Below are 25828 nucleotides of genomic sequence, written 5' to 3' on the forward strand. Positions count from 1 at the left end.
CATGGCTCGCTGGGTCGACCGCCCCGATTGGAGTGACGGGGCAGCGCAGGTGCTGCACGACACACTGAAAACGGCGGTGTGGCATATGGAGAATATCGAGGAGCTCTGTCGGCTAATCGGCATACAGCCCGGAGACGTCGTCATCTCGGGCCAGACCGCTGCGGCGGTCTGGCCCGCTGTGACCCGGGAAGCAGCCATGGCGGGCAAGCTGGAGACGCTGATCAACAAGGTTCGCACGTCCTACCCCGCCACAGCCGAGGCATTGCAACAGGTGCTCTCGACTCAGCTGGTCTGCTCGGAGTGGTACCTGACCCCCGATCGGCACGACGCCGTGCTCCTCGGGCCTGGCGGGCTGCGGGCGATGCTCGACCGGACCAGGCTGCGGGCGAGGCTGCTGCAGATGGTCACCGAAGGTTTTCACATCCTGGCGATTACAGGTCCCGCCGGCTCCGGCAAGTCTTACACCCGTCACCTCGTTCAGCACGTCCTCGACGATCCCGCGCACACTTGTGATCTCATCGTCGTCGACATCGCGAGTGACTCGTACACCAGCATCAGCGCCGTACAGTTCATGGAGGATCTCGCCACGCGCATGGGCATGTCAGCCATGCCCGCCCTCGACCCGCACGCTGATCCGAACCGTGCTGTGCGCCACTTGGTGCTCCAGTTCGTGGGCCAGTTCCGCTCCCTGCCCACACGTGACCGCTGGGTGTTCATCGACGGACTCGACCAGCCGAGCGTCGGCCAAGACGTGCACGTGGCGGTGGCGCAGCTCGCGAAAGAGGTCGAAGCCAAGCAGCTGCCGCTGATGCGCCTCATCACGACCGGCCATCCCGGAAACTTCTGCTCGTCGGTGCTCGAGATCCTGCTTGTCGACCACCTGGACGGCGTGACCGAACCCGACCTGAGGCATTTCTTCCAACGCGTGGCCGTCATGGCCGGCCGCGAGCCGTCCGAACAGGACATCGCGAAGACGGTGAACAAACTGTTGACCGAGCCTGGGTTGTCGAACCTCCACGCGCTCGGCACCACAGCGAGCCAACTCGCTCACGCCACGTTCGCGCCGGGAAGGAGTGAGGTATGAGGTTGTCGACGAGCATCACTCCGGGTGAGCTGCGACTGCGCGCAAGCCTGCTGTCGCACTACGAGCTCACCTGGCTCGGGGTGGACGAGGAAGGCGGCGTGCTGTTCCCCGACTCTCACCGGGTGCGGGTCGAGTCGGGAACGCGGCACTGGTGTCTCGACGACTCGGTCCGCCGCTCCGCGGTCGCCGGGGTTACACCACACGAGCTGCGCCTGGCCTGGACACAGCTAGTCGAACGGCCAGGCGACCCGCGCCAATGGGTGATCGACCAGTTCGTCGGTCGCGGCAAGAGCGTCGACCTCGCGCAGCTCGACCTGCCCCACCTGCGTGCGGTCAGCTGGCTGTCGAGATGGCTACGCCTCGACGTGCTCCCGGACGAGCACGCGATCGAACACGCCCTTGGCAAGGCAACGCTGCTGGAGCCATTGCACGCTCTGGCGGGTAAGACTTTCGTTGGACGCGAGGACGTACTTGACCAGCTCGACGCCCACCTGAACCGGCCAAACCATCCACTGCTGGTGCACGGAATGGGCGGGGTGGGCAAGTCCACGGTGCTGGCGCGGCACATCCTGCGGCACGCTCCAACCACGTGGTTCTGCTACCTCAACTTCGACGACAGCGCACTCGACCCTGCCTCACCCAGCACGGTGATCGCCGCCATGGCCAGGCAACTCGCCGTGCAGATGCCCGATCCTGCAGGGCCTGCCGAACTGCTCCGATTGGCAAACGACCGGTTGCGCGCGGGAGCGGAGATCATCCGGTCATCCAGCCACGCAGTGGGTTATCGGCGTGACCACCGTGACCTGGTGCACGCGCTCTTCAGCATAGTCGAGGGCAGGCCGACGCTGCTCGTCCTCGACACGTTCGAGGAGGTCCAGCGCCGGTCCGCGGCCGTGCAGGAGTCGTTCGTCGAACTTGTCAACCTGATCGCGCGCACGCCCGACATAACGGTGGTCGTCGCCGGCCGTTCTCCCGCACCAAAGTTGTTCCACGAGCGGATCGAGCTGTCCGTGCTCTCAACCCAGCACGCAATCAAGCTACTGCGCTCACTCGTCGACATCTCGCAGGGCCAGGCAGCGCGAGTAATCAGTTCGATCCGAACAAGCCCGCTCTGCGTGCATCTCGCTGCAGGCGTCATCCGCAAACATCCCACCGATGACGCGTTGCGCAACCTCGCTTTGCGCCAGACTACGATCGAGGGCGAGCTTTACCGTCGGCTTCTCGGTTATATCGACGACCCGGACGTACGCAAGCTCGCCCATCCTGGTCTCACTTTGAGGCGAGTCACACCGGAGCTGATCCAGCAGGTGCTCGCCCAACCTTGTGGTGTGCGAGTGCGAACGCTGCTCGACGCCACCGCGCTATTCGAGAAACTCGCCAGAGAGGCGATGCTGGTCGAACGCACGCCCGGCCTCCGCGAACTCGTGCACAGGCCCGACATCCGCCAGATTATGCTTTCGTACCTTGCGGAGAGCGAGCCGAACACCATCACGAAGATCCACCGCGGCGCGGTGAAGTTTTACATGGTTCGGATGGAGGCCGTCGACCGCGCGGAAGAGCTATACCACCGGATGATGCTAAGGCAGAGCCGCAAGACACTCGATCGACGCTGGGACGACCGAGCACTGCCGTATCTGATCTCCGCGCTCGACGAGCTCCCTCCCGCCTCAAAGGCGTACCTTGCCGCGAGGTCACCCGATCTCGCGGTGCCGGAGGACGACCTCCGTGCGGCGGATCTGGCTGTTCAGAGCAAACTCGTACTACGCCAACTGCACGATCTCGTCGCCGACCGGAAGTTCACCGAAGCACTGGACGTGCTCGACCAACAGAAATCGGTGCTGCGCAACACAAACGACGCGATCGACCTACGGATTCAGTCGCTCGAACAGCTCGGACAGCTCGACGCGGCGCTCAATGTGGCTCAACGAGCACAGGATCAGGCAGGGTTGACCGGCACCGCCGAAGAGCTGTTCCGGTTCACCTCACACGTCGTCCGCCTGCACGAGCTGGCAGGGCGGTTCGACGAGGCCGACACGGTCGCCGCCAAAGCCCTACGCATGAGCGCGGACCTGGTCCCGACAGAGTCCAACCGGCTGATAGAGCTGCGGTTCGTCGTGCACAGGCTGCGACTTGCCAGACATGGTGCCGACATCGGAGCGAGCAGCCTGCAGATGCTCCAGGAGCATGCGGTCAGCCTCTATCACCAACTGGGTACGCGTACCGTAGCGGGGGTACCCGGTCTGTTGCGTGAGCTCGCCGCCGAGGTCGGCCAGCAGTCGCCTGACCTGCTCACGGCGGCGCTGCGCCGGGAAGACCTCGACCCCCGAGACGTGTACCAGTTCCTGACTCAGTTCGGAGAGTCGCCGCAGGAGACGATCAACAGATTCATGTCGACGGCCGCGGAGAGTGCCTCGCTCACCCTCTTGGCAGCCGACTGGCTGGCCCCGGTCATCGACGCCGAGAGCGCCAGCGAGGACAACAGTGCGGCGCGGTTGTTGACCGAGATCTACCAGCAGGACGCCGATGACGCGGTTGCAGGTGGGACGGACAGCGACTACACAGCACCGTCGTCGTCGAACGCGTTCGACCTCACTCGGTCCACCCACCTGTTGGATGGAATCAGCGTCGACACGCGGGTCCAGTTCATACTTGAGCTGACCGAGGCGATGACGGACACCGAAGCAGCACTGGAAATGCTCGCCCAAGCTGCGGTACTCGCCGACAACCTGCACACGATCGCCACAGTCAACCTGCAGCTCTGCCGGCTCACAGCGCGCACCGGTCGGATGGACGAGGCGTTGAGCCTGTACGACGACACCGTCACCGACCTTGAGCGCTGGGCGGCCGCCGATCTGCTCAGCCCGAATGACCTGCCCGCCGGCCTCCTTGGACGAGGGATCGCACTGGTCGCGGCCGGCAGATTCACCGAGGCCCAACAGGACTTCGTGCGCACGACCGAAATAGCCCCTGCCGACGACTGGCGTCGATACGCGGCAAGTGAGCAGCTTGCCGATCTTGCCGCTCTTCGTGCCGATTTCTCTACCGCCATCGCGCACTACCAGCAGGCGCCAATATCCCCCAGCGCGCTTCTCGGCCTGTCCCACGCACTACTCGCCGCAGGTCTCCCCAGTCACGCTGAGGACGTCCTCTTCCGACTGATACCCCGGCTTAGAACCGCACGCGCAGGGCACGACCTCGCTGTTGCCGAACACCGAACGGCGGTGGCCGCCTACCTCTCCGGCGTGTTCACCGGTGCGAGCGAGCACGCTCGTTCGGCGAACCGCCGCTTCATCCGGCGCGACGACCGCACACGCGCCGCGGTGAGCGACCTCACCAGGATTCGGGCCCGGTTCGCGGACGACCAATTGCCAGAACGGGTCAACTTCCTCTCGGCCAGACACATCTTCACTATTCGGGCGGAACTCCTCGAGCTTGGACTTCTGGACGAAGCTCTCGTGGCCGCGACTCTTTCCGTGCGATTGTTCGTGCGCAGGAGAAACCTGGACGCCGCGGCACATCAGCTGGCGACTCTTCCAGCAGTGGACCATCTGAGCCCACTGGACTGCCGTCTATCCGTTCACCTCTGTGCGGCTGAATTCGCTGCTGCAGAAGGAAACCACCGCACCGTTCTGACGCAGGCGGCTGACGGTTTCGCCGAGCTCATCCGCGATTCCGACCGTCTCGGCACGCTCGACATGCCGGTCGGCGTCGCGCTCAACGGCCTCGCGCTGTCAGATCTGGCGGTGCTTGTCGCTTGGCAGTACAGCCGACCAGACCTCTTTACCTGTGTGGAACGCGCGAACGCTGACGTCTACGTCCAAGCCCCAGCAACGGCACACAGCGAAGCGAACACCCGGCGCATTGCGGCCAGACGCCGCCAGCACGCGATGTTCCACGGCCGGCCCGCCGATGACGCCATACTCGAACAGTTGCTCAATAGACGACGTCGTATGCCCGAGAACCCCGTCGTCTCCAGCGATGCCATTGCAGCCCAGCTCGACGACCGGATGCTCATCGTGTTCTGCGAGATCGAGAACGTCCTCATCGCGATGAAGATCTCAGCCACCGGCGTATCTGTCGTCGAGCTCGGCCAGACTATTGAGCTCAACGAGTGCTTACGGCACCTGCGCTCGGCGCTCCGTGAACTCACATCAGCGCACCAACTGCCTGAAGAGCAATTTCGCGAGGCATTTCTGGCAGCAGAACACCACTCATCGAACATCGACCAGCAACTGTTTGAACCCCTGGCGCTTCCCTTCGGCGACTGTGAGCTGATCATCGCGCCATCCGGAGCACTGCGCCTGCTGCCCTGGGGAGCCATGCCATCGTTGCGTGGACGGCCGGTCACTGTTGTGCCGTCAGCCAGCGCATGGTCACGTGCTGAGCAACGGCAGATCTCAAACGGCCCAACGGTGATGGCGTCGAACCGCGACTACCTGGGCGAACTGGCCGATCGGCACGATATCTCGGTGCAAGGTTCTCGGGCCGACTTGACCACCGTACTTGCGGCGGCGAACGGAGCGCGTCTCGTGCTCCTCGCCGCCCAGCCGGACGAATCCGACGGCAACGCCTGGTACTGCGGCCTGCACCTGGCCGACGGGCCGCTGTTCCCCGACGCGATCCGGGAACTGCCCGAAGCTCCCAGTGTGGTCGTGCTCGACGCGTTCGGCGTGCTGGCCGACCAGGCGTGGTCGAGGGGAAGTAACGCCTTCGGCTTCGCGGGGGCATTGCTGCAGGCAGGAGTGCGATGTGTCGTCACGTTCACCGCGCATCTGACCCAAGAGCAGAAAATGCTCGTGTTGGAGTCGTTCTACCGTCAGTTGACGCCTGGCAAATCAGTCGCGCAGGCGGTGGCCGGCACTGTGGCGGAGTCACCCTTCGGTTGGCCGCTCATCTGCCTGGGCGCGGACACTGTACTGCCGACAGTGGGCGACTAGTGACACGAATACCGAAGCGGTACGGATCGCTGGGCGCGGCCATGGCCTACAAGGAGCTTCTAACCGACCAGCGACGCGTGCTTGCGGGTGCCAAAACACGACCCGGCGGGCCTGACCTGCGGATCAAGCAGCTGCAGGTTCGTACTCGTTGATCAAGCCGCCGAGCACTCGCCGACGATGAACGTCGCTAAAGCCTAATTCTGTGAGCGGTGCGCGTGCAGAAAACTACGTCCATGCAGGTCACGGCACATGGCGATACTCGTGGATGACTCAGTCAAGAAGATCATGTCGGTCTGTGATGCGGCGTTCGATTTGAGCGGGTATGCCAGGCTGAGGCCGGCCCGCAGAGGTGCCGCGTCGGCAAGCGATCGGCGGGCTCGGTGCTCGCTGTAGTACCGCTCGTACTCACCCAGCGCCTAGCGCAGATGGGCCTAATTCCAGATAAGCGGCGGCCGAAGAGGTCGCCGCGAAAGTTCTTCTTCAGTCGATACAGATCAGCCCGAAAGATTGATCAGTGCCGACTGGCCCTCTATACTGAGTTCGAGCTATCCAATAGCGCATGAACACACAAACTGCGCACGCTTGCTACACGTGGGGGGTCAAGTCCCCCCTTGAACCGCGATCCATGCAACTTGCGACAGCAGATCTGACGTACATACGGTGTTGATGGAAGCATCAGCTTCGTGAAGGTAGCTCGTGCCAAACTTGCAGTTCTATCGCTACGTACAGCTCGTCCGGCCTCATCGGTGCATGATCTCTGAGCACCGCGCTGACGTCTTCTAACAATTCAATCGCTGCGTAGACGATGCTGCCGGTGATGCATGAGGGGGCGCTGCTCGCGCAGTTCAGGACCGGCGAAGTCCACATCGGACGCTTTTGATTCGCTGCGATGACCTCACCGCACGCCCGCTGGACGAGGTTCTTTCCGTCACGGAATTCCTCGAGCAGCCCCGGCCTGCCTGGAGGTGAGGTCAGGGCAGCAGCATCTCGAAGACCCGCTGGTGGGTGTCCGCGAGAGTTCCTTGTCGGGGCCATCGAACGCGCTGCTGTCGATCACCTTGCCGCACTTCTCACGCTGCCGCGCGCCAGGCATGGTAGCCGAGACCGATCGCGCCCACCGCCATCGGGACGCTGGTCAGCAGGCCGGCCAGGCCGTCGCCTGGGATCACGAACGTGAGCACGATGAACAGCAGGAGCACGGGCACCCACGCCGGGACCGCGTGCGAGCGGAAGAGGCCCACGCACTGCAGCACGGTCCCCAGCAACACCAGTGCGGCACCGGGGATCATGAACGCGAAGAGGTGCCCAGTGTCGTTGTTCGCCGCCTGGATCACCGCTTCGCCGGCCGCCGCGTCGACGCCGGGGTCGGTCGGGAAGAAGTACGCCGCCGCCCAGCCCGCGACCCCGGCGCCCTGCAGCCCGCCGCCGATCCACATGAGCGCGGCACCCCAGGTCGCCCAGGCGCTGCCGCGGCGCCGGACCAGGAACATCGTCGCCAGCGCCTGCAACGGGATGTTGAGGACCTGCATGGCCGCAAGGCCGGTGAGCAGCGTCCACCAGAGGTCTCGGTCGGCGGCGATGTCGGCGTAGGAGTAGGTCTCGCCGCCGCCCGCCGGTTCCGGCCAGAGCAGTCCACCTGCGACGGCGGCGACGGACGTGACACCCAGAACGACCGCGAGGACGGCGACGCGTCCCCGAGTGGAGCTTGCGGCGGTGTCGTGCGCCGCGGTGATGTCGAGGGACATGGTTCCTGCCCTTCCATGGGATTCGGTGGTTCCGAGGAACCTGCGGAGGAGCTCAAGGGAACCGGCGGAGGGGCGGCGCACACATCAGTACCGGCCCCGGACCCGTTCTCCGTACTGGCACGGAGGCCAGGTCGTCACACCGGCCTTACCCTGGGGCGATGACGTGGCCGCGGCCGGCAGGACTGGCTCTTCTGGGCATCGCCGTCCTGATGACGGCGGGCGCCGGCTGGCTGCTGTTCCGCACGCCGAGCGATCTGATCGGCGCGTTCGCCGGCTTCGCGACGCTCGGACTGGCCATGGCCGCGCTCGGCGTGACGATCGAGTTCCGGGTGCGCGCCAACCCCGTCGGGCCGCTCCTCGCCTGGGTCGGGGCGATCGTGGTCTTCCTGGCCGCCCGCGACGTCTACTACCGGACCTGGCTCGCCGATCCGGCCTCGGTGCCACTGGACTCCCGCGTGGTCGCGGTGCTCAACGAGAGCGGCTGGTGGCTGCTCGCCGCCGTCGCGCTGCTGCTGCTCCACTTCCCGGACGGCTCGCTGCCCGAGAAGCGGTGGTCGTTGCTGCCGCCGCTGATCGTCGTCCTGGCCCTGGCGCAGCAGGTGTTCGGCGCGACGCCGCAGGAACCGTTCACCGAACCGATGGAGGGGCTGGCCAAGCCCTGGGGACCACCGTCCGATGTGGTCCACGTGCTCAGCTACGTGGTGAACATCGGGCTGATTCTGACGTTGCTCGCCGCCGGGATCTCGCTCGTCGTGCGGTTCCGCAGGTCCGAAGGAGTCGTCCGGGCGCAGCTGAAGTGGCTCGCGTTCGCCGGGCTGGCCGCGACCGCGTACCCCGTCGTGTGCCTGGCCGAGATCGTCGTGACCGGCCGAAGTGGGGTCGTGGCAACGGTGTTCGGCGTCGTCACGATCGTCGCGCTGTTCTGCTCGGTCGGTGTCGCCATGCTGCGCCACGACCTCTACGACGTCGACCGCGTGCTGGCAGACACCATCAGCTACACGATCGTCCTGCTGGTCCTCATCGGGGCTTATGCGCTGTCGGCCCTGACCCTCGGCCTCGTGGTGGGCCAGGACTCCCCCGCCGCCGCGGCCGGTGCCACCGCGGTCTGCGCCGTGCTGCTCACGCCCGTCCGCCGGCGTCTGCAACGGGAGGTCGACCGTCGGCTCTTCCCGCGCACCAGGGCCGCTCTGCTCGCCATCGAGGATCTGCAACACCGCGTGCACACGCAAGCCGCCCAACCGGAAGAGCTCGAAGCGACGCTGCGCACGGCGTTGCGGGACACCACGCTCAGGATCGGACTGCTGCTCCCGGCGTCAACGGGCTTCACCGACGCGAAGGGCGCGCCGGTGACCGACACCGGGCTCGTCCCGATCACGCTGGGCGGCACGCAGATCGGCGTTCTCGCCTCGTCCGTCACCACCCCGGCCGTGCTGCGGGTCGTCGCGACCGCCGCCGCGAGCCTGGTCGAGGTCGCCCGGCTGCGCGGCGAGCTCGCCACCGCCCTGCGCGAGGTGGAGGCGAGCCGCACCCGGATCATCCAGGCCGGAGATGCCGAACGGCACCGGCTGGAACGCGACCTGCACGACGGCGCCCAGCAGCGGCTGGTGTCACTGGGCATGGCGATGCGACTCGCCCAACGGCAGCTGCCCACCGGTTCCGTCGACGTGCACGCCCTGCTCGACCAGGGCGTCGCCGAACTGGCCACCGCCATCGCCGAACTCCGGCAGATCGCCCACGGCCTGCGTCCCACGAGCCTCGACGACGGCCTGCACTCCGCCCTCGCCGCGCTCACGAACAAGCTGCCGGTCCCGGTGGCGCTGGAGATCATGTCCGAACCACTGGCCGACGACATCGCGATCACCGCCTACTTCGTGGCCGCCGAGGCGATCACCAACGCCGCCAAGCACGCGCACGCCAGCGCCATCACCGTCCGCGTCACGCAGCAGGCGGACGAGGTGAACGTGTGGGTGAAGGACGACGGCTGCGGCGGCGCCGATCCGCGCGGCGGTTCCGGCCTGGCCGGGCTGGCCGACCGCGTCGCCGCGCTGGGCGGTTCGCTCCTGCTCAACAGCAGGCCCGGTGGCGGCACGACGATCCAGGCGGTGCTGCCGTGCGCATCGTGATCGGTGAGGACTCGACGCTGTTCCGAGAGGGCCTCGCGAGCCTGCTCTCCCACGCGGGTCACGAGATCGTGGGCCGAGCCGCCGACGCGGAGACCCTCGTGGCCGTGGTGGCGCAGGCAGAGCCGGATCTGGCCGTTGTGGACGTTCGGATGCCTCCCGACCTGACCGACGACGGCGCACGGGCCGCCCGCCGGATCCGAGCCGCCCAGCCCGCCGTCGGGATTCTCCTGCTCTCCCAGCACATCGAGACGCGGCACTCCGTCGACCTGGTCAGCCAGGGCGGATTCGGTTACCTGCTCAAGGATCGCGTTCTCGAGGTCGACGACTTCCTGGAGTCGATCACGCGGGTCGCCGCCGGTGGTTCGGCACTCGACCCGGAGGTGGTGGGCAGGCTGCTCGGCCGGCCCGCCACCGGGTCACTCACCCCGCGCGAACGCGAGGTCCTCGGTCTGATGGCCGAGGGCTGCACGAACGTCGCGATCGCGCGGCGGCTCTGGCTCACCGAACGCACGGTCGAGACCCACATCGGCAGCATCATGGCGAAACTGGGGCTGGCCGCCAACGTGGAGGAGCACCGCCGGGTGCTGGCCGTCCTGACCTATCTGGCCGAGTACGGCTGATGCTCCTCCACTGACGACTCAGCCCAGCACGCAGAGCAGCGAACAGGCCTTCGCGGACGACCAGTCGCTGTACACGCGCGTCCCGTTGACCGGCGTGTACTTCGCCTTCGCCTTGTTGGTCAAGGGGAACAGCGACAGCAGCGCGTAGGTCGAGCAGTGGACCTGCTTCGACTCACCGGGCTGCAGCGTGAACGGCCCGGTCTGGCAGGCCGGTTCCACGTCGTCGACCACGTGGGCGTCGACGATCGCGACCGGGCCGTTGTTCGTCACGGTGATCCGCCAGTACGCCGTGGCGTTCAGCAGACCGAGAACGCCCACGGGTGCTTGCTTCACCCAGGGACCAGCACCGCCCGCCTTGCAGTTGGCGGGTGTGTACGAACCGCAGATCTCCTTGTTCACCACCACGTTCGGCATGCATCCCGCACCCGGTGCGACCTGGCGGGTCACCGTGTTGGACGAGAACGCGCCGGTCGCGTCGGTTCCGTTCGCGGTGTTCGCGACGGACGTGACCGCGCACTCCGCGGAAATGGCGGTGCGGAAGCACACCTGCGGCGCGTCGCCGTTGAACTCCACGGCCAGTGACGGCGGGTTGCCACCGCCGAAGTCCGCGGCGTTGTTCAGCACGAGCGACGCCGTGAGGGTCAGCGACGCCGCCGTGACGCCGGTCAGGTCGACCGTGCCGTCAGGAGCGAAACTCGGGACGGTGACGGGGTTTCCGCCGCCGTCCACGGCCTTCACTGTGGACGCGCCGAGGTTCACGTTCGCCGGTGCCACGCCGACGAGCCGCGCCTTGGTGTAGGTGGTGGCGTGCGGTTTGCCGTCGCAGTAGAACTGCGAGGGGTTGAGCGACACGGAGGCGCCACTGCGTACGCACGGCGACGCCCCCGTGTCAGGATCCATCGAGAACAGCACGCCCGCGTCGCCCAGCCCGATCATGCAACCGGTGGGAACGTCGTAGGCGTAGCCGTAGTCTCTTGTGTCACCACCGTTGGCGGTGGGATGGGTGATGCGCGTTGGCACTCCGGCACACGACGTTCCTGTGCTCCAGTCGTGACACACCGCGGCACCCGCGTACGGGCCGAGCCAGATGCCGATGAAGCTGCGGACGCGGTTGCCCGTGCGGATCACCTCGGGGTTGAACGAGATCACACCGTTCTCCAGCCCGGCGGGAGCCGTCGGTGCGGGCAGGGACGAGCCGTCGATCGCGTAGCAGGTGGTGACGTTCTGGCCGGTCGTGCTGGAGCACGCACCGGTCTCCTCACCTGTTGTGCTGTACGCGGTGTAGGCGTTGTAGGTGAAGTTGCCGGACGGGCCGATCTGCTTCGGGACGGCCCAGCCCGCGCACGCGGCGTTGGTGCCGGGATCGAAGCAGCCCATCCTGGGGATGGCGCCGCCAGGCAGTGACGACGAGGCGAAGATCTTGCCCCCGGCGACGGTCAGCGCGCCCAGGTAGTAGTTGTTGCTGCCGGTGAACGGCACGATCGGCGCGTAGGGCTGGCCTCCGCACGCGCTCTGCGTGGCGATCGTCCAGCACACCACACTGCCGGAAGTCGCTACGCCGTAGAGGTTTCCGCCGACCTGGACGAGTCCCGCCATCTCGACGTTCTGCCCTGCCCGTGGCACCAGGGGCCAGAACCCGCAGTTGCCGGGCGCGGCGAGATCGAGGCAGGCGACGCCGAGCGAGGACGCCGTGACGGCCGAGTAGTACACGCGAGCGGGATTCGCCTCGTCGCGGACGTATTGCGGTTCGAGTGGACTGCCGATGTCACCGGTGTTGCCCGTGCCGAACGGGCCGGGCGCCGTGTTGAGCGGCTTCGGCCACGGACCGCCCGCGCAGAGCGAACTGGTCGTGAGATCGGTGCACACGAGCTTCGGGGCGGCGGGGCCCACGTGGTGGTAGACGTTCCACGCCTGCAGACGGCCGTCCGGCGTGCGCTGCAGGATCGGGGTGAAGCCGTCACCGCCGGTGCTGCTCGCGCTGGCCTGCACGGGTGGGGTGAGCAGGCTGGACAACGCCTTGCCACCGTTGCGCACGTTGGGATTCGTTGCGGTGACGGGGTTTCCCTCGGTGCCGGTCCAGCCCGGCGGCACTTGCAGCGAGCCGGCCAGGAGGGTCTGGCCGGGGCCGATGGGGTCGGTGATCGTGGCGGCACCGTTGGCGCCGTTCACATAGGACACGACCCAGGAGGCGTTGTCGCCGTGGGAGGCGGGATCGGACACGCCCTGCACGGACTTGGTGAGCGTGGAAACGGGTGGCTGGGCGGCCACGGGCACGGCGGCCGTGAGCGTGCTGCCAGCGAGCACGCCCGCTAGCAGCATTGCCGGCAAACGTCTTCGCACGAGCAGGTCCCTTCAACGGTGGCGGAGTTCGGGAAACTGACCGCCGACGCTAGGGATCGCGCCCGTGCTCGAAAAACCCCCTCACCCGCGTGCGTGGGAGGTCTGCCCCATCAGACCAAAGCGGATGCTCGGAACATGTGACCGGACAAGAGATTCCAATTCATAGCCGAATGAAGTTTCACCTGAACGCGCCTGAAGTGCCTATCCGAGAACCGAATGCTCGCGGCGCGGCGTCCAGCGCAGGTGCACGTTCCGATCTGGAGGGTCGGCCCGCAGCAGCGACAACCTCGGCCGGACGGCGTCGGTGCGCGCGGACGGCGGTTTGCGGCTGCCCGCCCGGTACTGGACCGGCCACTCGGCGCGAAAGTCCTGTTCCGCGGCCGCGTGCAGGGTCCAGTGCGGGTCGTAGAGGTGCGTGCGGCCGAGCGCGCACAGATCGGCGCGGCCTGCCAGGAGGATGGAGTTGACGTCGTCGTAGGAGGCGATGGCGCCCACCGCGATCACGGCGGCGCCGGTGACCTCGTGGCGGATCCGGTCGGCGAACGGGGTCTGGTAGCTGCGGCCGTACGCCGGACGCTCGTCCGAAGTGACCTGGCCGGTGGAGACGTCGATCGCGTCGGCGCCGTGGGCGATGAACGCGCGGGCGATCTCGACGGCGTCGTGCTCGGTGTTGCCGCCGTCGACCCAGTCGGTCGCGGAGATGCGCACGATCATCGGCCGTTCCGCGGGCCACACCGCGCGGACGGCGTCGAACACCTCCAGCGGGAACCGCAGCCGGTTGGTGAGTGTGCCGCCGTACTCGTCGGTGCGCTGGTTCGCGATCGGTGAGAGGAACGAGGACAGCAGGTAGCCGTGCGCGCAGTGCAGTTCGAGCAGGTCGAAGCCCGCTTCGGCGCCACGTCGCGCCGCCGCCACGAACTCGGCGGTGATCCGCTCGCGGTCGACTTCGCCCGGGACGGCGTTCCCAGGGCCGTACGGCAGCGGTGACGGGCCGACGACGTCCCAGTTGCCCTCGGGCAGCGGTTCGTCCATGCCCTCCCACATCAGGCGGGTCGAGCCTTTGCGGCCGGAGTGGCCCAACTGGAGGCCGATGCGGGCGGTGCTCCGCTCGTGCGCGAACGACACGATCCGCGCCCACGAGTCGCGCTGCTCGTCGGTCCACAGGCCGGTGCAGCCGGGTGTGATGCGACCCTCGGGCGAGACGCAGACCATCTCGGTCATCACCAGTCCCGCCCCTCCCATGGCCTTCGAACCCAGGTGAACGAGGTGGAAGTCGCCCGGCACACCGTCGACCGCGGAATACATGTCCATCGCCGAGACGATCACGCGGTTCTTGAGTTCCAGCTGCCCCAGCCGGAACGGCTGGAACATCGCCGGCGCCGTGGTCTCCAGCCCTTGGGAGGCGGCGAAAGCGGCGTCGACGCGGTCGGCGAACTCCGAGTCGCGGGTGCGGAGGTTGTCGTAGGTGATGCGGCGGGACCGGGTGAGCAGGTTGAAGCAGAACCTCGTCGGTTCCTGGTCCGCGTACATGCCGATGTTCTCGAACCACTCCAGGGACGCCTGGGCGGCACGCTGCGTCGACTCCACGACGGGTCGGCGCTCGGTCTCGTAGGCCGTCAGCGCGGTCTCGACGTCGCGGTGTTCGTGCAGGCACGCGGCGAGTGCGAGCGAGTCCTCCATCGCCAGCTTGGTGCCGGAGCCGATCGAGAAGTGCGCGGTGTGCGCGGCATCGCCGACCAGGACGAGGTTTCCGTCGTGCCAACGCTCGTTGCGCACGGTGGTGAAGCTGAGCCATTTCGAGTTGTTGGCGAACACCTGATGGCCGGCAAGTTCCTCGGCGAACAGCTCACGGACCCGCTCGACGGCGCGTTCGTCGGACGCGCCCGGCGCGAACTCCTCGCCGGTGTCGAAACCGGCGCGGCGCCAGACGTCCTCGTGCATCTCGACGATGAACGTGGAACCGCTGTCGGAGTAGGGATAACCGTGGACCTGCATGGTCCCCCACGGCGTGTCCTTGATGAAGAACTGGAACGCCTCGAAGACCAGGTCCGTGCCGAGCCACATGTACTTGTTGCGACGTGGGTCCACAGTGGAGCGGAAGACGTCAGAGGACCGCCGCACCAACGAGTTCACGCCGTCCGCCCCGACCACCAGGTCGTGCGACTCGCGCAGGACGTCGACGGCGGGCGCGGGCGTCGAGAAGTGCACGACCACACCGAGGTCGCGGCACCGTTGCTGGAGCAGGCCGAGCAGCTCCTTGCGGCTCATCGCGGCGAACCCCTGCCCGCCGACGGTGTGGCTCTCGCCGCGGTAGTGGATGTCGATGTCCGTCCACCGGGCGAACCGGCGCGCCATGGCGTCGGCGAACTCCGGGTCGGCGTTCTCGATCCCGCCGAGCGTCTCGTCGGAGAACACCACGCCGAAGCCGAACGTGACGTCGGATGCGTCGCGTTCCCAGATGGTGACGTCATGCGCAGGGTCGAGCTGCTTCATCAGCGCGGCGAAGTAGAGGCCGCCGGGGCCGCCCCCGACGATGGCGATCTTCATGACGGAACCTCGTCCTCAACGATCTGGCGGAGCGTGAAGCGCTGGAGCTTGCCGCTGGCGTTGCGCGGCAACGACGTGCGGAACCGCACCTCGCGCGGATATTTGTAGGGCGCGATGGTCCGCTTCACGTGATCCTGGATCTCACGCGCCTTGGCGTCATCGCCCAGCGTGCCGTCGCGCAGCACCACGAACGCGCACACGACCGAGCCGCGTTCGTCGTCGGGTTTGGCGACGACGGCGGACTCCAGCACGTCCGGGTGGGTGTCGATGGCCTCCTCGACCTCAGGGCCGCCGATGTTGTAACCGGATGACACGATCATGTGGTCACTGCGGGCGTGGTAGTGGAAGTAGCCGTCCTCGTCGCGGTGGAAGACGTCGCCGGTGACGTTCCAGCCGCTCACCACGTAGTCCTTCTGCCGCTCGTCGTCGAGGTAGCGGCAGCCGACCGGGCCGATCACGCCGAGTCGTCCCGGTTCGCCGGGGCCCAGTTCGTCGCCGTCGGGGCCGAGCACGGTGGCGCGGTAGCCCGGCACCGGCCGGCCGGTCGAGCCGGGCCGGATGTCGTCGCCGGCGGCGGAGATGAAGATGTGCAACAACTCCGTGGCACCGATGCCGTCGATCACCCTCAGTCCGAGCCGGTCGTGCAGCCGCCGCCAGGTCCCCTGCGGGATGTGCTCCCCGGCCGACACCGCGATCCGCAGTCCGGCGAGTTTTCCTTCCGTGCCATCGCGCAGGATCGCCTTGTACGCCGTGGGCGCCGTCGCGAGCACCGTGACTCCGTGTTCCTGCACCAGATCCGCGACCTGGACGGGCGTGGCCGCCTCGGTCAGGAACGCGCAGGCACCGGCGCGCAACGGGAAGACGACGAGCATGCCCAGGCCGAACGTGAACGCGAACGGCGCCGTGCACGCGACGAGGTCGTTCTCGGTCAGCCGCAGCACGTGCCGGCCGAAGGTGTTGTCGATGGACAGGACGTCGCGGTGGAAGTGCGCGGTGATCTTGGGTGATCCGGTGCTGCCGGAAGTCGGCGCGAGCAGCGCCACGTCGTCGGCAGCCGTGTCCACCGCGGTGAACTCCCCCGGCTTGACCGCGGCGAGCACCTGGAGGTCGTCGTACGCCACCACGGTCAGCGACGGCAGGGCTCGAACGTCCTCCGCGAACCGCTGGTCCACCAGGGCGATCGACGGACGGGTCCGCTCGACGATCGGCGCCAGTTCACGGGTGCGCAGCGCGGCCATGGTCGTCACGACCACACCGCCCGCCTTGAGGACGCCGAGCCACGCGGCCACGGTCCACGGGGTGTTGGGCGAGCGCAGCAGAACCCGTTGCCCGGCGACGAGACCGAAGTCCTCGATCAGCACCTGCGCGATCTGATTGGCACGCGTCCGCAGTTCGCCGTAGGACCAGACCTCACCGGCGGGCGTGCGCAACGCCGGGCGGTCGGCGCCGTACTTCGCTGCCGGGACGTCGATCAGCTCGGTGGCGGCGTTGAGGCGGTCCGGGTACTGGAGCTCCGGCGTCGTGAACTCGATCGTCGGCCATAACGCCGCAGGTGGGAGGTGGTCGCGAGCGAAGGTGTCCATGGTGAGTCCTTCCGCGGGCGGCGGGTCAGGAAGCGCGGATCATGCCCTCCTGGGCAACGGTGGCGAGGTGTTGCTGATCGCGGGTGAAGAACCGGCCGTACCCGAGTCCCCTGCCCGCGTCGGCGGCGACGGCTTCCTGGACGTAGAGCAGCCAGTCGCCGACCGGACCCTCGCGGTGGAACCACATCGAGTGGTCGAGGCTCGCGGTGACGAGTCCCGGCTGGGCCCACGGCAGGTCGAGCACGCGCAGGACGGGTTCCAGGATCGTGTAGTCGCAGACGTAGGCGAGCGCCGCGAGGTCCCGTTGGGCGTCGGTCAGTCCGTCGACCGGGCGCAGCGGGTCGAAGGGCTTGATCCACACGGCCTGGTGCGGCACCTTCTCCCCCTCGACCGCGAGGTAGACCGGACCGGGCACGTGCCGCATGTCGAAACTGCGGCCACCCGCCCAGTACGCCTTCGACTCCTCGGTCATCGAGCCGCCGGAGCGTTCGGCGAGGAAGTCCGCCGAGCTGGGCAACTCCTCAGGATCGGGCAGGTCGTCGGTGAACTCGGCTCGGAAGCTGCCGCCCGGCTCACCGGCCGCGAAGTTGGCCAGGCAGACGTAGAGGGGCTTGCCGTTCTGGTAGCCGCGGACCTGCCGGGTGCTGTAGCCGCGGCCATCGCGCAGCAGTTCCACCTCGTAGCGCACCTGCGCGCCGATGTCGGCCGGGCGCAGGAAGTAGCTGTGCATCGAGTGCAGAGTCTTGCCGTCGGTGACCGAACGCATGGCGGCGGCCGCGGCGGCGGCGACGAGATCTCCGCCATACGCCTTGGGCCACGGGCAGGGCTGGGTGACGGCGGTGAAGGCGAGGTCGAAGTGCTCGGACTCGGCCTTCTCCAGCGTGATGGCGTCGGTGAAGATCGCGGAGGTCATCCCGGCGGTCATCGGCTCAGCCAGTCGCGCAGATCCTCGTCCGGGACGTCGTCGAGGTTCACGACGATGTTCTCCGGCGTCCGCGTGGTCATCCACGTGAGCGGGTTGTTGCGGTCGAGGTTGCACTCGATGTGCGGCATGAACGGCGGGACGAACACCCAGTCGCCCTCCTCCATGTCGAGGTAGTCCTCGAACTTCTCGCCGAAGTAGATCCGCGCCCGGCCCGACAGCACGTACCCGCCGGTCTCGGCCTCGCCGTGGTGGTGGGAGACCGAGCGGTAGCCGGGCTCGTTGGTGACCTTGCCGAACCACAGCCGCGTGGCCGGGGTGTGCTGGATGCTCACGCCCGAGATCCGGATCGCGCCGCCGGAGTTCGCGGTGTCCGGGTTCTCGGCGCCGCCGCGCGTCACGACCGGCGCGACCAGTCCGCTGGGCAGCCGGTACATCGAGTTGTCGCCTTCGAGCCGGTACTTGCTGAGGTCGGGCTCCATATATCGCATTCTTCACCGCCGTCAGATATTGTCAATACGCATGAGGCCCGTAGCAGTGAACCCGGCCAGCCTGCCCGCCCCGAGCGGGTACTCCCACGGAACACTCGCCGGAAACACCCTTCACCTGGGCGGGCAGACCGCTCTCGACGCCGACATGAAGATCGTTCCCGGCGGCATCGTCGAGCAGTTCCGCCAGGCGTTCGGCAACGTGCTGACGACGTTGCGGGAGGCGGGTGGCGAGCCGGAAGACCTGGTCAGCATCACGATCTACCTCACCGACATCCCGGACTACCAGGCGCACGGCAGGGAGATCGGCAAGGTGTGGCGCGAGCTCGCCGGCCCCGTCTACCCGGCCATGGCGGGCATCGGCTGCACGGCGTTGTGGCAGCCGGAGGCGCTCATCGAGATCCTCGGCGTGGCCGTGATCCCGGAGGATCGGCTGGTCAGGCCCAGCTGAATCGATAGCGTTTTCATGATCTACGAAACATGAACGCGATATTCAGGGAGGTTCGCGGGTGAAGCTGGCTTCAGTGACCGTCGGCGGCGTGCGGCGCGCCGCGGTCGTCGACGAGACGAGACGTCTCGTCTCGGTGCTGTCCACCACGGTCGACGACATCGTGCGCGGGGCGGAGGCCGACGTGTCCGGCGCCGAGGTGCTGCCGTTGGCATCGGTCCGGCTGGAGTCGCCGTTGCACCGCTTCAACCGCGACATCCTGTGCACCGGCTGGAACTACTGGGACCACTTCGAGGAGTCCACGGGCAGGCGCGAGGGGCAGGATCCAGTGGAACGGCCGCTGCGCCCCACGTTCTTCACCAAGGGCCCGGACACGGTCATCGGACCGTCCGACGGCATCGCCTACGACCCCGCGTTGTCGCAGAAGTGGGACTACGAGGCCGAGATCGCGATGGTCATCGGGCGCGACGGCCGGTCGATCCCGGAGGAGAAGGCGCTGGACCACGTGTTCGGCTTCCTCGTCGCCAACGACGTCTCGCAGCGCGACCTGCAACGCGCGCACGGCGGCCAGTGGCTCAAGGGCAAGAGCCTCGACGCCACCATGCCGCTCGGGCCGTGGCTGACCACCGTCGACGAGATCCACGACCTCGGAGGGTTCCGGGTGCAGTGCGAGGTCAACGGCGTGCTGCTGCAGGACGCGACCAGTGCGCAGATGGCGTTCTCGTTCGCGCAGATCATCGCCGAGCTCAGCCACGGCATGACCCTGCGCGCCGGGGACGTGATCCTGACCGGCACGCCCAGCGGCGTCGGCAACGCCCGCGAGCCGCAACTCTTCCTGCGCGCCGGCGACGTCGTCGTGACGCGGGTCAGCGGCCTCGGCGAGCTGCGCAACACCGTCACGCTGACCGATCTCGGCGCGCGTTAAGCTCGGTTGATCGAGATGAGGGAGAGGGCACTGAACGTCGCGGACATGACCGTGGAAGCCGCGGCTCCCGCCGGGCGCGACCGGCTCGGCCCGCTCATCATCACGATCTTCGGCCTCTACGCGCGCGGCGAGCACAACTGGCTGTCCGTGGCGTCCGTCGTGCAGCTCATGGCCGACCTCGGCGTCGAGGGCCAGGCCGCGCGCTCGTCGATCTCCCGCCTCAAGCGCCGTGGCGTGGTCCGCGCCGAACGCCGCGACGGCGCCGGCTACGCCCTCGCCGAAGCCACCCTGGAAACGCTGGCCGAGGGTGACACCCGGATCTTCGAACGCCGCCGCGCGACCGCCGAGGACGGCTGGCTCGTGGTCGTGTTCTCCGTGCCCGAGTCCGAACGCGAGAAGCGCCACGCCCTGCGCACCAGCCTCACCCAGCTGGGCTTCGGCACCACGGCGCCCGGCGTGTGGATCGCACCCGGCAACCTCGCCACCGAGACCCGCCGCACCCTCGAACGCCGCGGGTTGTCCGAGTACGTGGACATCTTCAGCGGCCACCACTTCGCGTTCGGCGACCTGCGCTCGAAGGTGCGCGCCTGGTGGGACCTCGACGAGCTGACCGACCTGTACGCGGACTTCCTGCGCCGTCACCGGCCCGTTCTCGACGCCGGGGTGCTGTCACCGGAGCAGGCCTTCCAGACGTACGTCCCGATGCTGACCGCGTGGCGGCGGCTGCCCTACAGCGACCCCGGTCTCCCCCTGTCGCTGCTGCCTCCCGGCTGGAACGGGGTGACCGCGGAAGCCCTGTTCGAGCAGCTCAACACCACTTTGAGCGCACCGGCCCGTGAGCACGCCCTGGCCGTCATCCACGGGCGCTAGGTGGACTGCGGCTGCGGGCACTGGCCGCCCGGTGTCGTGAGCAGCTCGAAGTGCCACATCTCGTTGGCGTAGGCCTGGCACAGCCCGTAGTCCGCACCGTGCTGGATGAGCCAGTCATCGGCGTTCGTCGGTCCGATGTCGATCGCCTTGCCCGTGACGTGCGCCGACTTCTCCGGCGGGAGCACCCACCGCCGGGCCTCCTCCTCGCTGCGGTACAGCTCGACGGCCTCGTCCAGCAGCCGCTGCTGGTACTCCGCGCTGCGCCAGCCCGACGTCACCCTCAGCTCCACCCCGGCGAGCTTCGCGTCCGCCGCGGCCTTCCGCATCGCCGTCAGCAGCTCGGGGTCGAGGTTCGCGATGGCGGCGTGCCTGCCGTCGTCCAGCGAGATGCTCTCGTTCTTCGGGATGCTGCCGTCCTCGGTCACCCGCACCTGCGCGCTCGTGGACCTCGGTCCAGCGGGTGTGCAGGCCGTCACCATCACGAGCAGGAGCGCCATCCAACTTCCTTTACCAGCCACGACTTCGACTCTGGCGCAGCGATGTCGCCGGACGGCCAGCGGAATGTGCTCGTTGTGCAACGAACCGCCGACTGGGTAGAACGGTGATCATGACGTCACGGATCACCGTCTGCCGGGGATGCTGCTGCGGTACCGAGCGCAAGCACCCCGAGGTCGACCACGACCGCCAGCTCCAGGCGCTGCGCGCGAAGCTCGCGGACGTGCGGGTCGCCGACTGCCTGGACGCGTGCGAGGTGTCGAACGTGGTCGTCGTGCAGCCCAGCCCCGCCGCACGGGGCGCGGGGGCCAAGCCGGTGTGGGTCGGGTCCGTGCTGGACGACGACGCGGTGCGGGGCGTGATCGACTGGGTAGACGCAGGCGGACCGGGGCTCGCCGCTCCCCCGCCCTCGGTGAGCGCGCGGATCGTGCCCGCTCCCGGCCCCAAGAAGACATGAACTACGTTGGTGGCATGGAGATCTACGACATCCCGGTCCACACTCTCGCAGGTGAGCCCGGCGACCTGAGCGCGTTGCGGGGCAAGGTGACGCTCGTCGTCAACGTCGCCTCGAAGTGCGGCCTCACCCCGCAGTACGCGGGCCTGGAGCGGCTGCAGGAGAAGTACGGGACCGAAGGTTTCTCCGTGGTCGGCTTCCCGTGCAACCAGTTCATGGGCCAGGAGCCGGGCACGTCCGAAGAGATCGCCACGTTCTGCTCGGCCACCTACGGGGTGTCGTTCCCCCTGTACGAGAAGATCGAGGTCAACGGCCCCGGTCAGCACGCCGTCTACCAGGAGCTCACGAAGCACGCCGACGCCGACGGCACCGCCGGTGACGTGCAGTGGAACTTCGAGAAGTTCCTCGTCTCGCGGGACGGGCAGGTCCTCGCCCGGTTCCGCCCGCGCACCGAGCCCGAGGACGCCTCAATCACCGAGGCGATCGAGGCAGCCCTGCGTTAGGCGGGAGCCTCGATCCTTCTGGAGACCGGCGCCGGGCAGGACCGCGCCGGTCCGGCGTGGCCGTCCACAGTGGAATCCTGCCGAGCCGTCGCCGGTTCGGCGGGATCCGACGGCCGCCACGGCGTTCGGCGGAGCACTCGGTCTCCGTTGCCAGGAAAGGGATCCCCCGCGCTGTCGACTCGCTACCCATCACCTGGTCCACCGCGACATAGGTCGGACCGGCAGTTTCGGTGCGAGCACTACCTCAAAGACCGTCGGCTGGTGAACACTCTCGGAGTCGGACATACCGGGAGGTGGCGTTCACGTGGCACCGGGAGACGAACCGCCGCAGTTCCGGGTTCTCGGTACGTTCGAAGTGTCGCGAGGCAACCGCCGGTGCACGCCGACGGCGCTGAAGCAACGGGCGTTGCTCGCTCTGCTCGCCCTGCACGCCAACGAGTTCGTGCCGACCAGCCGCATCGTGGACCAGCTGTGGACGCGGGGTGCGCCGAGGTCGGCCGTCGCCGCGCTGCACGGTTACGTGACGGCGGTGCGGCGAGTGCTCACGCCGAGCTGGGTGAGTTCGCGAACGTCGCATCCCGTCCTGAACACGCGGCCTTCCGGTTACATCCTTTGCCTTGAACCGCATCAGCTCGACCTGACCAGGTTCCGGGAGCTGGCGAAACAGGGCCAGGTGGCGATGGCGGCCGGCGACTGCGCGCGGGCACGGGAGACGTTCGCCGTGGCGGTGGGCCTGTGGCGTGGTGCTCCGCTGGCGGACCTGCGCGAGACGGGGATGTTCGACCTCGACATCTCGCGGCTGGAACGGGAGTACCTGGAGGTGCTTCGCAACAGGTTCGACGTCATGCTCTGCAACGGTGACGGGCATCTGGCGGTGTTCGACCTCGAAGAGCTGTGCCGCACATACCCTTTGTGGGAACGGTTTCACGAGCAGCTGATGCTCGCGCTGTGCCAGGCCGAACGCCGCGCCGACGCGTTGACGGCCTACGCCAGGGCGTACCGGCTGCTGTCGAGCCAGGCCGGAATCGAGCCAGGGCCCCGGCTCCGGGCGATGCACCAGCTCATCCTCAACGGAGAAGACCCGTTCGACCGGGGCCACCGGCACGAACGGGTGCTCACCGGACTACAGCTGGCGCACACCGTTTCCCCTTAGCCGCCAGTCGAACAGGCGGCGGTAGAAGACGAGCGGCTCGGCCTCCCTCACCTCGGTGCGGGTGACCTCACCGATCAGGATCGTGTGGTCGCCGTGATCGAACATCGCGGCGACGTTGCAGCGCAAGTAGATCGGCGCCGCACATAGCCTCGGCACGGCTCCGTCCCACTCCCAGGCGATGTCGGCGAACTTGTCCGCGCCACGGCTCGCGAACGTCCGCGCGGTGCGTTCCTGGGCGCTGCCGAGCACGTGCACGCCGAACTCCGCGCAGTGCGTCAACGGCTCGCGGCAACGAGAAGCGTGGTCGACCACCACCAGCACGGAGGGCGGATCGACGCTGTACGAACAGATCGAGGACACGAGCAGTCCGCACGGCCGGCCGCCCGACTGACGCGTGGTGACCACGGCGAGTCCGGAGACCAGCCGGCTCATGGCGTCGGTGAACGTGGCCGCCGGTGGTGCGGCGGCCACGTTCTCCGTTGCTGTCACGGCGTTCTCCTAGCTGGCCGACGCCGCGGCGCAGAGTTCCCTGCGCTGCCGGGCGTCCTCGTCGTCGGTCACCGCGAGCACCGCGTCGTAGTCGAGGATCGCGGCATCGAGCTCGCCGGACTCCTCGTACGCGACGGCGCGGTTGTAGCGGGATTCCGGGTTGTCGTCGAGTGTGATGGCCCGGCTCAGGTAGCTGATCGCGTCGGTCAGTTCGCCGGAGGCCACCGCGATCGTGCCGCGGATCGCCCACGCCTCCGCGAGCCGGTCGTTTCGCTGCACCGCTTCCGCCAACGCCTCGGACGCGGCCGTGTACTCGTCCTGTTCGACCAGCAACTGGCCCTTGAGGCACAACAAGAGTGCGTTGTTCGGCGCCAGTTCCAGAGCGGCGGCGACATCGCGCCACGCCCCCTCGACGTCACCACCGGCGAGCAGGTACCCGGCGCGGTTGATCCTGGCGTCCACGTGCCGCGGGTCCAGTTCGATGACGTAGCTGAAGTCGGTCATCGCGCCCTCGACGTCGCCGAGCGCGAGTCGTGCGTCGCCGATGTTGTAGTACGCCTCGGGGAACGGCGGCGAGAGGCGCAGTGCCTCGCGGTACGCCTCGATCGCCTCCTCGTCGCGGCCGAGTCTGCGCAGCACGTTGCCGACGTTGAAGTGGTGCTCGGGGAAGTTCGGATCCCGTTCGAGGACGTAGCTGTAGTCGGCGAGCGCGTCGTCCAGGCGGCCCATGGCGCCGTAGACCTGCGCCCGGTTGTAGCGCAGCACCAGGCGGTGCAGCACGTGCTCGTCCGGTTCGAGGTCGCGGTCCAGCCTGGCCATGCCGTCGTTGACCAGGGCGAGCGCCACCTCTGGCTTCTGCTCGCGCACCTCGACCAGCGCCAGCCCGTTGCGGGTGAAGACGGACTGGAAGGCTTCCTTCTTCGGGTCGGTGAGCTGGGACGCGATCGCGATCGCCAGGTTCATCCACGCCCGCGCCCGCACGTAGTCGCGCTCGGCCTCCGAGTAGTGCCGCGCGTGCAGCATCGCCGTGGAGTAGGCCAGTTCGAGGTGGATGGCCGCGTCCGTGGAGGCGGCACGTCCCTCGACGTAGAGCGTCTCGGCCTCGGCGGCGCGTCCGACGGCCGCCAGCACGATGCCGGTCTGGAACGTGAGGTGCCACCACAGGTCGGGGTCGGTCTCCCGATCGGCGGCCGCCCGCCCGCGCAGGCCGTGGTCCGCCGCGGCCTGGTAGAGCCCGACCTTGTGGCAGTGGTCCAGCGCGACGCGCAACGCCTTCGCGCCCGCTCCGGCGGGGTCGCTGCCGTGCTCCAGGTGGTACGGGATCGCGCCGAGGTGCAACGAGAACTCCTCGGACGCCGCGAGCTTCCCGGCTCGGGCGTCGTGCAGCACGGCGCGGGCCTCGGCCGACAGTTCGAGGTAGGCGGCGAGCACGCGCGGGTCGTCAGCGGTGCCGTCACTGTCCACATAGGCCTGTGCGAGGTCACCTTCGAGGGACTTCTCCGCGACCGGCTCGGCTTCGACGACCTGAGCGTGCGCGGCGATCGTCTGCGCCAGCGACACGTCGATCTCGCCGAGCGGGTCGGCCAGCGGTGCGCGGCTCGTGCCCACGACGACGGTGAGGTCCGGGATGTCACTGCGGCGCAACAGGACCGCGATGAACTCCTGGTCGGACGCGTCTGCCTCGTGCGCGTTCTCGATCACGAGGGTGCGCGGACCGCCGCCCAGGGCGGTGAGGTAGTCGCGCAGCAGTTCCGCCAGGCCGTTCGCGATGTTGCGGGTGTGCAGCCGCGAGTAGTAACGGGTGCGTTCGCTGTCCTGCACGGCCCATTCGAGCGTGTGCCAGGCACTGGGCACCCGGCCCGCGAGTTCCGGCGTGGTCGTGAGGAGCTCGATGTTGTGCCGCTCCCCCAGTTCCGGGCACCGTTCCAGCAGGTCGCCGGCGATCTGGCGGAGCAGCGACCCCGCAGCCGTGTACGGTCCGCGCAGCCGCCGGTGGGCGTCGAGGACTGCCCAGATCGGCGGCAGTTCCAGTGCGGCGAGGGCGTGTGCCCGGTCGCGCCGCCGGTCGGCGCGGATCCAGTAGCGGCTGTCCATGGTGCGTC

General features: G+C 68.0%; 19 protein-coding genes. 10 read left to right on the top strand and 9 right to left on the bottom strand.

Translation table 11 applies throughout. The features are described from left to right. Window position 1: 1 nt before the first annotated feature. Window positions 2-1084, top strand: coding sequence for a P-loop NTPase family protein (locus SK854_RS08260; RefSeq protein WP_319974404.1), 1083 nt, complete (start codon window positions 2-4; stop codon window positions 1082-1084). Further along, entirely contained in the window at window positions 1081-6021 is a 4941-nt protein-coding gene (locus tag SK854_RS08265; RefSeq protein WP_319974405.1) for an AAA family ATPase, read from the top strand. Before SK854_RS08260 ends, SK854_RS08265 begins: the two co-directional genes overlap by 4 nt. Window positions 6022-7091: 1070 nt before the next feature. Here the strand turns inward: SK854_RS08265 and SK854_RS08270 are convergent. After that, a complete protein-coding gene (locus tag SK854_RS08270) occupies window positions 7092-7766 on the bottom strand; it encodes a hypothetical protein (protein ID WP_319974406.1) in 675 nt (224 codons plus the stop codon). Between the two features lie 158 nt (window positions 7767-7924). Between SK854_RS08270 and SK854_RS08275 the strand changes: the two genes are divergently transcribed. Then, window positions 7925-9889, top strand: a complete 1965-nt coding sequence (locus SK854_RS08275) for a sensor histidine kinase (RefSeq protein ID WP_319974407.1) — start codon at window positions 7925-7927, stop codon at window positions 9887-9889. Next, entirely contained in the window at window positions 9877-10509 is a 633-nt protein-coding gene (locus SK854_RS08280; RefSeq protein ID WP_319974408.1) for a response regulator transcription factor, read from the top strand. The genes SK854_RS08275 and SK854_RS08280 overlap by 13 nt, the downstream gene beginning before the upstream one ends. An 18-nt stretch (window positions 10510-10527) precedes the next feature. Here the strand turns inward: SK854_RS08280 and SK854_RS08285 are convergent, their stop codons facing one another. The 5 genes from SK854_RS08285 to SK854_RS08305 form a co-directional block, all read right to left on the bottom strand. Further along, a complete protein-coding gene (locus SK854_RS08285) occupies window positions 10528-12849 on the bottom strand; it encodes a DUF7617 domain-containing protein (protein WP_319974409.1) in 2322 nt (773 codons plus the stop codon). Window positions 12850-13050: 201 nt separating this feature from the next. Further along, on the bottom strand, window positions 13051-15396 hold the full coding sequence (locus SK854_RS08290) for a bifunctional salicylyl-CoA 5-hydroxylase/oxidoreductase (protein WP_319974410.1): 2346 nt from the start codon (window positions 15394-15396) through the stop codon (window positions 13051-13053). Beyond that, entirely contained in the window at window positions 15393-16979 is a 1587-nt protein-coding gene (locus SK854_RS08295; protein ID WP_319974411.1) for an AMP-binding protein, read from the bottom strand. The genes SK854_RS08290 and SK854_RS08295 overlap by 4 nt, the downstream gene beginning before the upstream one ends. Window positions 16980-17004: 25 nt before the next feature. Beyond that, window positions 17005-17904: an acyl-CoA thioesterase gene (locus SK854_RS08300; RefSeq protein ID WP_319974412.1), complete on the bottom strand. Its 900-nt coding sequence runs from the start codon at window positions 17902-17904 to the stop codon at window positions 17005-17007. After that, complete coding sequence (locus SK854_RS08305; protein WP_319974413.1) at window positions 17901-18383, bottom strand: cupin domain-containing protein; 483 nt, start codon at window positions 18381-18383, stop codon at window positions 17901-17903. Before SK854_RS08305 ends, SK854_RS08300 begins: the two co-directional genes overlap by 4 nt. A gap of 40 nt (window positions 18384-18423) precedes the next feature. On the opposite strand from SK854_RS08305, the gene SK854_RS08310 reads away from it, so the two are divergent. From SK854_RS08310 to SK854_RS08320, 3 genes are read left to right on the top strand one after another with little or no spacing between them, the layout of a single operon-like run. Next, entirely contained in the window at window positions 18424-18840 is a 417-nt protein-coding gene (locus tag SK854_RS08310) for a RidA family protein (RefSeq protein WP_319974414.1), read from the top strand. 58 nt (window positions 18841-18898) lie between these two features. Beyond that, window positions 18899-19762, top strand: coding sequence for a fumarylacetoacetate hydrolase family protein (locus SK854_RS08315; RefSeq protein ID WP_319974415.1), 864 nt, complete (start codon window positions 18899-18901; stop codon window positions 19760-19762). Window positions 19763-19777: 15 nt separating this feature from the next. Then, window positions 19778-20632 carry a PaaX family transcriptional regulator gene (locus SK854_RS08320; RefSeq protein WP_319974416.1) on the top strand — a complete coding sequence of 285 codons (855 nt, stop codon included), beginning with the start codon at window positions 19778-19780 and terminating at the stop codon, window positions 20630-20632. Here SK854_RS08320 and SK854_RS08325 read toward each other — a convergent pair. Then, on the bottom strand, window positions 20629-21129 hold the full coding sequence (locus tag SK854_RS08325) for a M15 family metallopeptidase (RefSeq protein WP_319974417.1): 501 nt from the start codon (window positions 21127-21129) through the stop codon (window positions 20629-20631). The two genes, SK854_RS08320 and SK854_RS08325, sit on opposite strands and share 4 nt — an antisense overlap. A gap of 110 nt (window positions 21130-21239) precedes the next feature. On the opposite strand from SK854_RS08325, the gene SK854_RS08330 reads away from it, so the two are divergent. From SK854_RS08330 to SK854_RS08340, 3 genes are all read left to right on the top strand, one after another. Then, on the top strand, window positions 21240-21584 hold the full coding sequence (locus SK854_RS08330; RefSeq protein ID WP_319974418.1) for a hypothetical protein: 345 nt from the start codon (window positions 21240-21242) through the stop codon (window positions 21582-21584). Between the two features lie 14 nt (window positions 21585-21598). Further along, window positions 21599-22084, top strand: coding sequence for a glutathione peroxidase (locus tag SK854_RS08335; RefSeq protein WP_319974899.1), 486 nt, complete (start codon window positions 21599-21601; stop codon window positions 22082-22084). Window positions 22085-22388: 304 nt separating this feature from the next. Further along, window positions 22389-23237, top strand: a complete 849-nt coding sequence (locus SK854_RS08340; protein WP_319974419.1) for an AfsR/SARP family transcriptional regulator — start codon at window positions 22389-22391, stop codon at window positions 23235-23237. Here the strand turns inward: SK854_RS08340 and SK854_RS08345 are convergent. Together SK854_RS08345 and SK854_RS08350 are read right to left on the bottom strand one after the other, a co-directional pair. Continuing rightward, window positions 23208-23726: a flavin reductase family protein gene (locus SK854_RS08345; protein WP_319974420.1), complete on the bottom strand. Its 519-nt coding sequence runs from the start codon at window positions 23724-23726 to the stop codon at window positions 23208-23210. The genes SK854_RS08340 and SK854_RS08345 overlap by 30 nt on opposite strands. Before the next feature lie 9 nt (window positions 23727-23735). After that, window positions 23736-25820, bottom strand: a complete 2085-nt coding sequence (locus tag SK854_RS08350) for a tetratricopeptide repeat protein (RefSeq protein ID WP_319974421.1) — start codon at window positions 25818-25820, stop codon at window positions 23736-23738. Window positions 25821-25828: the final 8 nt, after the last annotated feature.

It is taken from the genome of Lentzea sokolovensis, assembly GCF_033949975.1.
In the GTDB taxonomy this organism is placed as follows: domain Bacteria; phylum Actinomycetota; class Actinomycetes; order Mycobacteriales; family Pseudonocardiaceae; genus Lentzea; species Lentzea sokolovensis.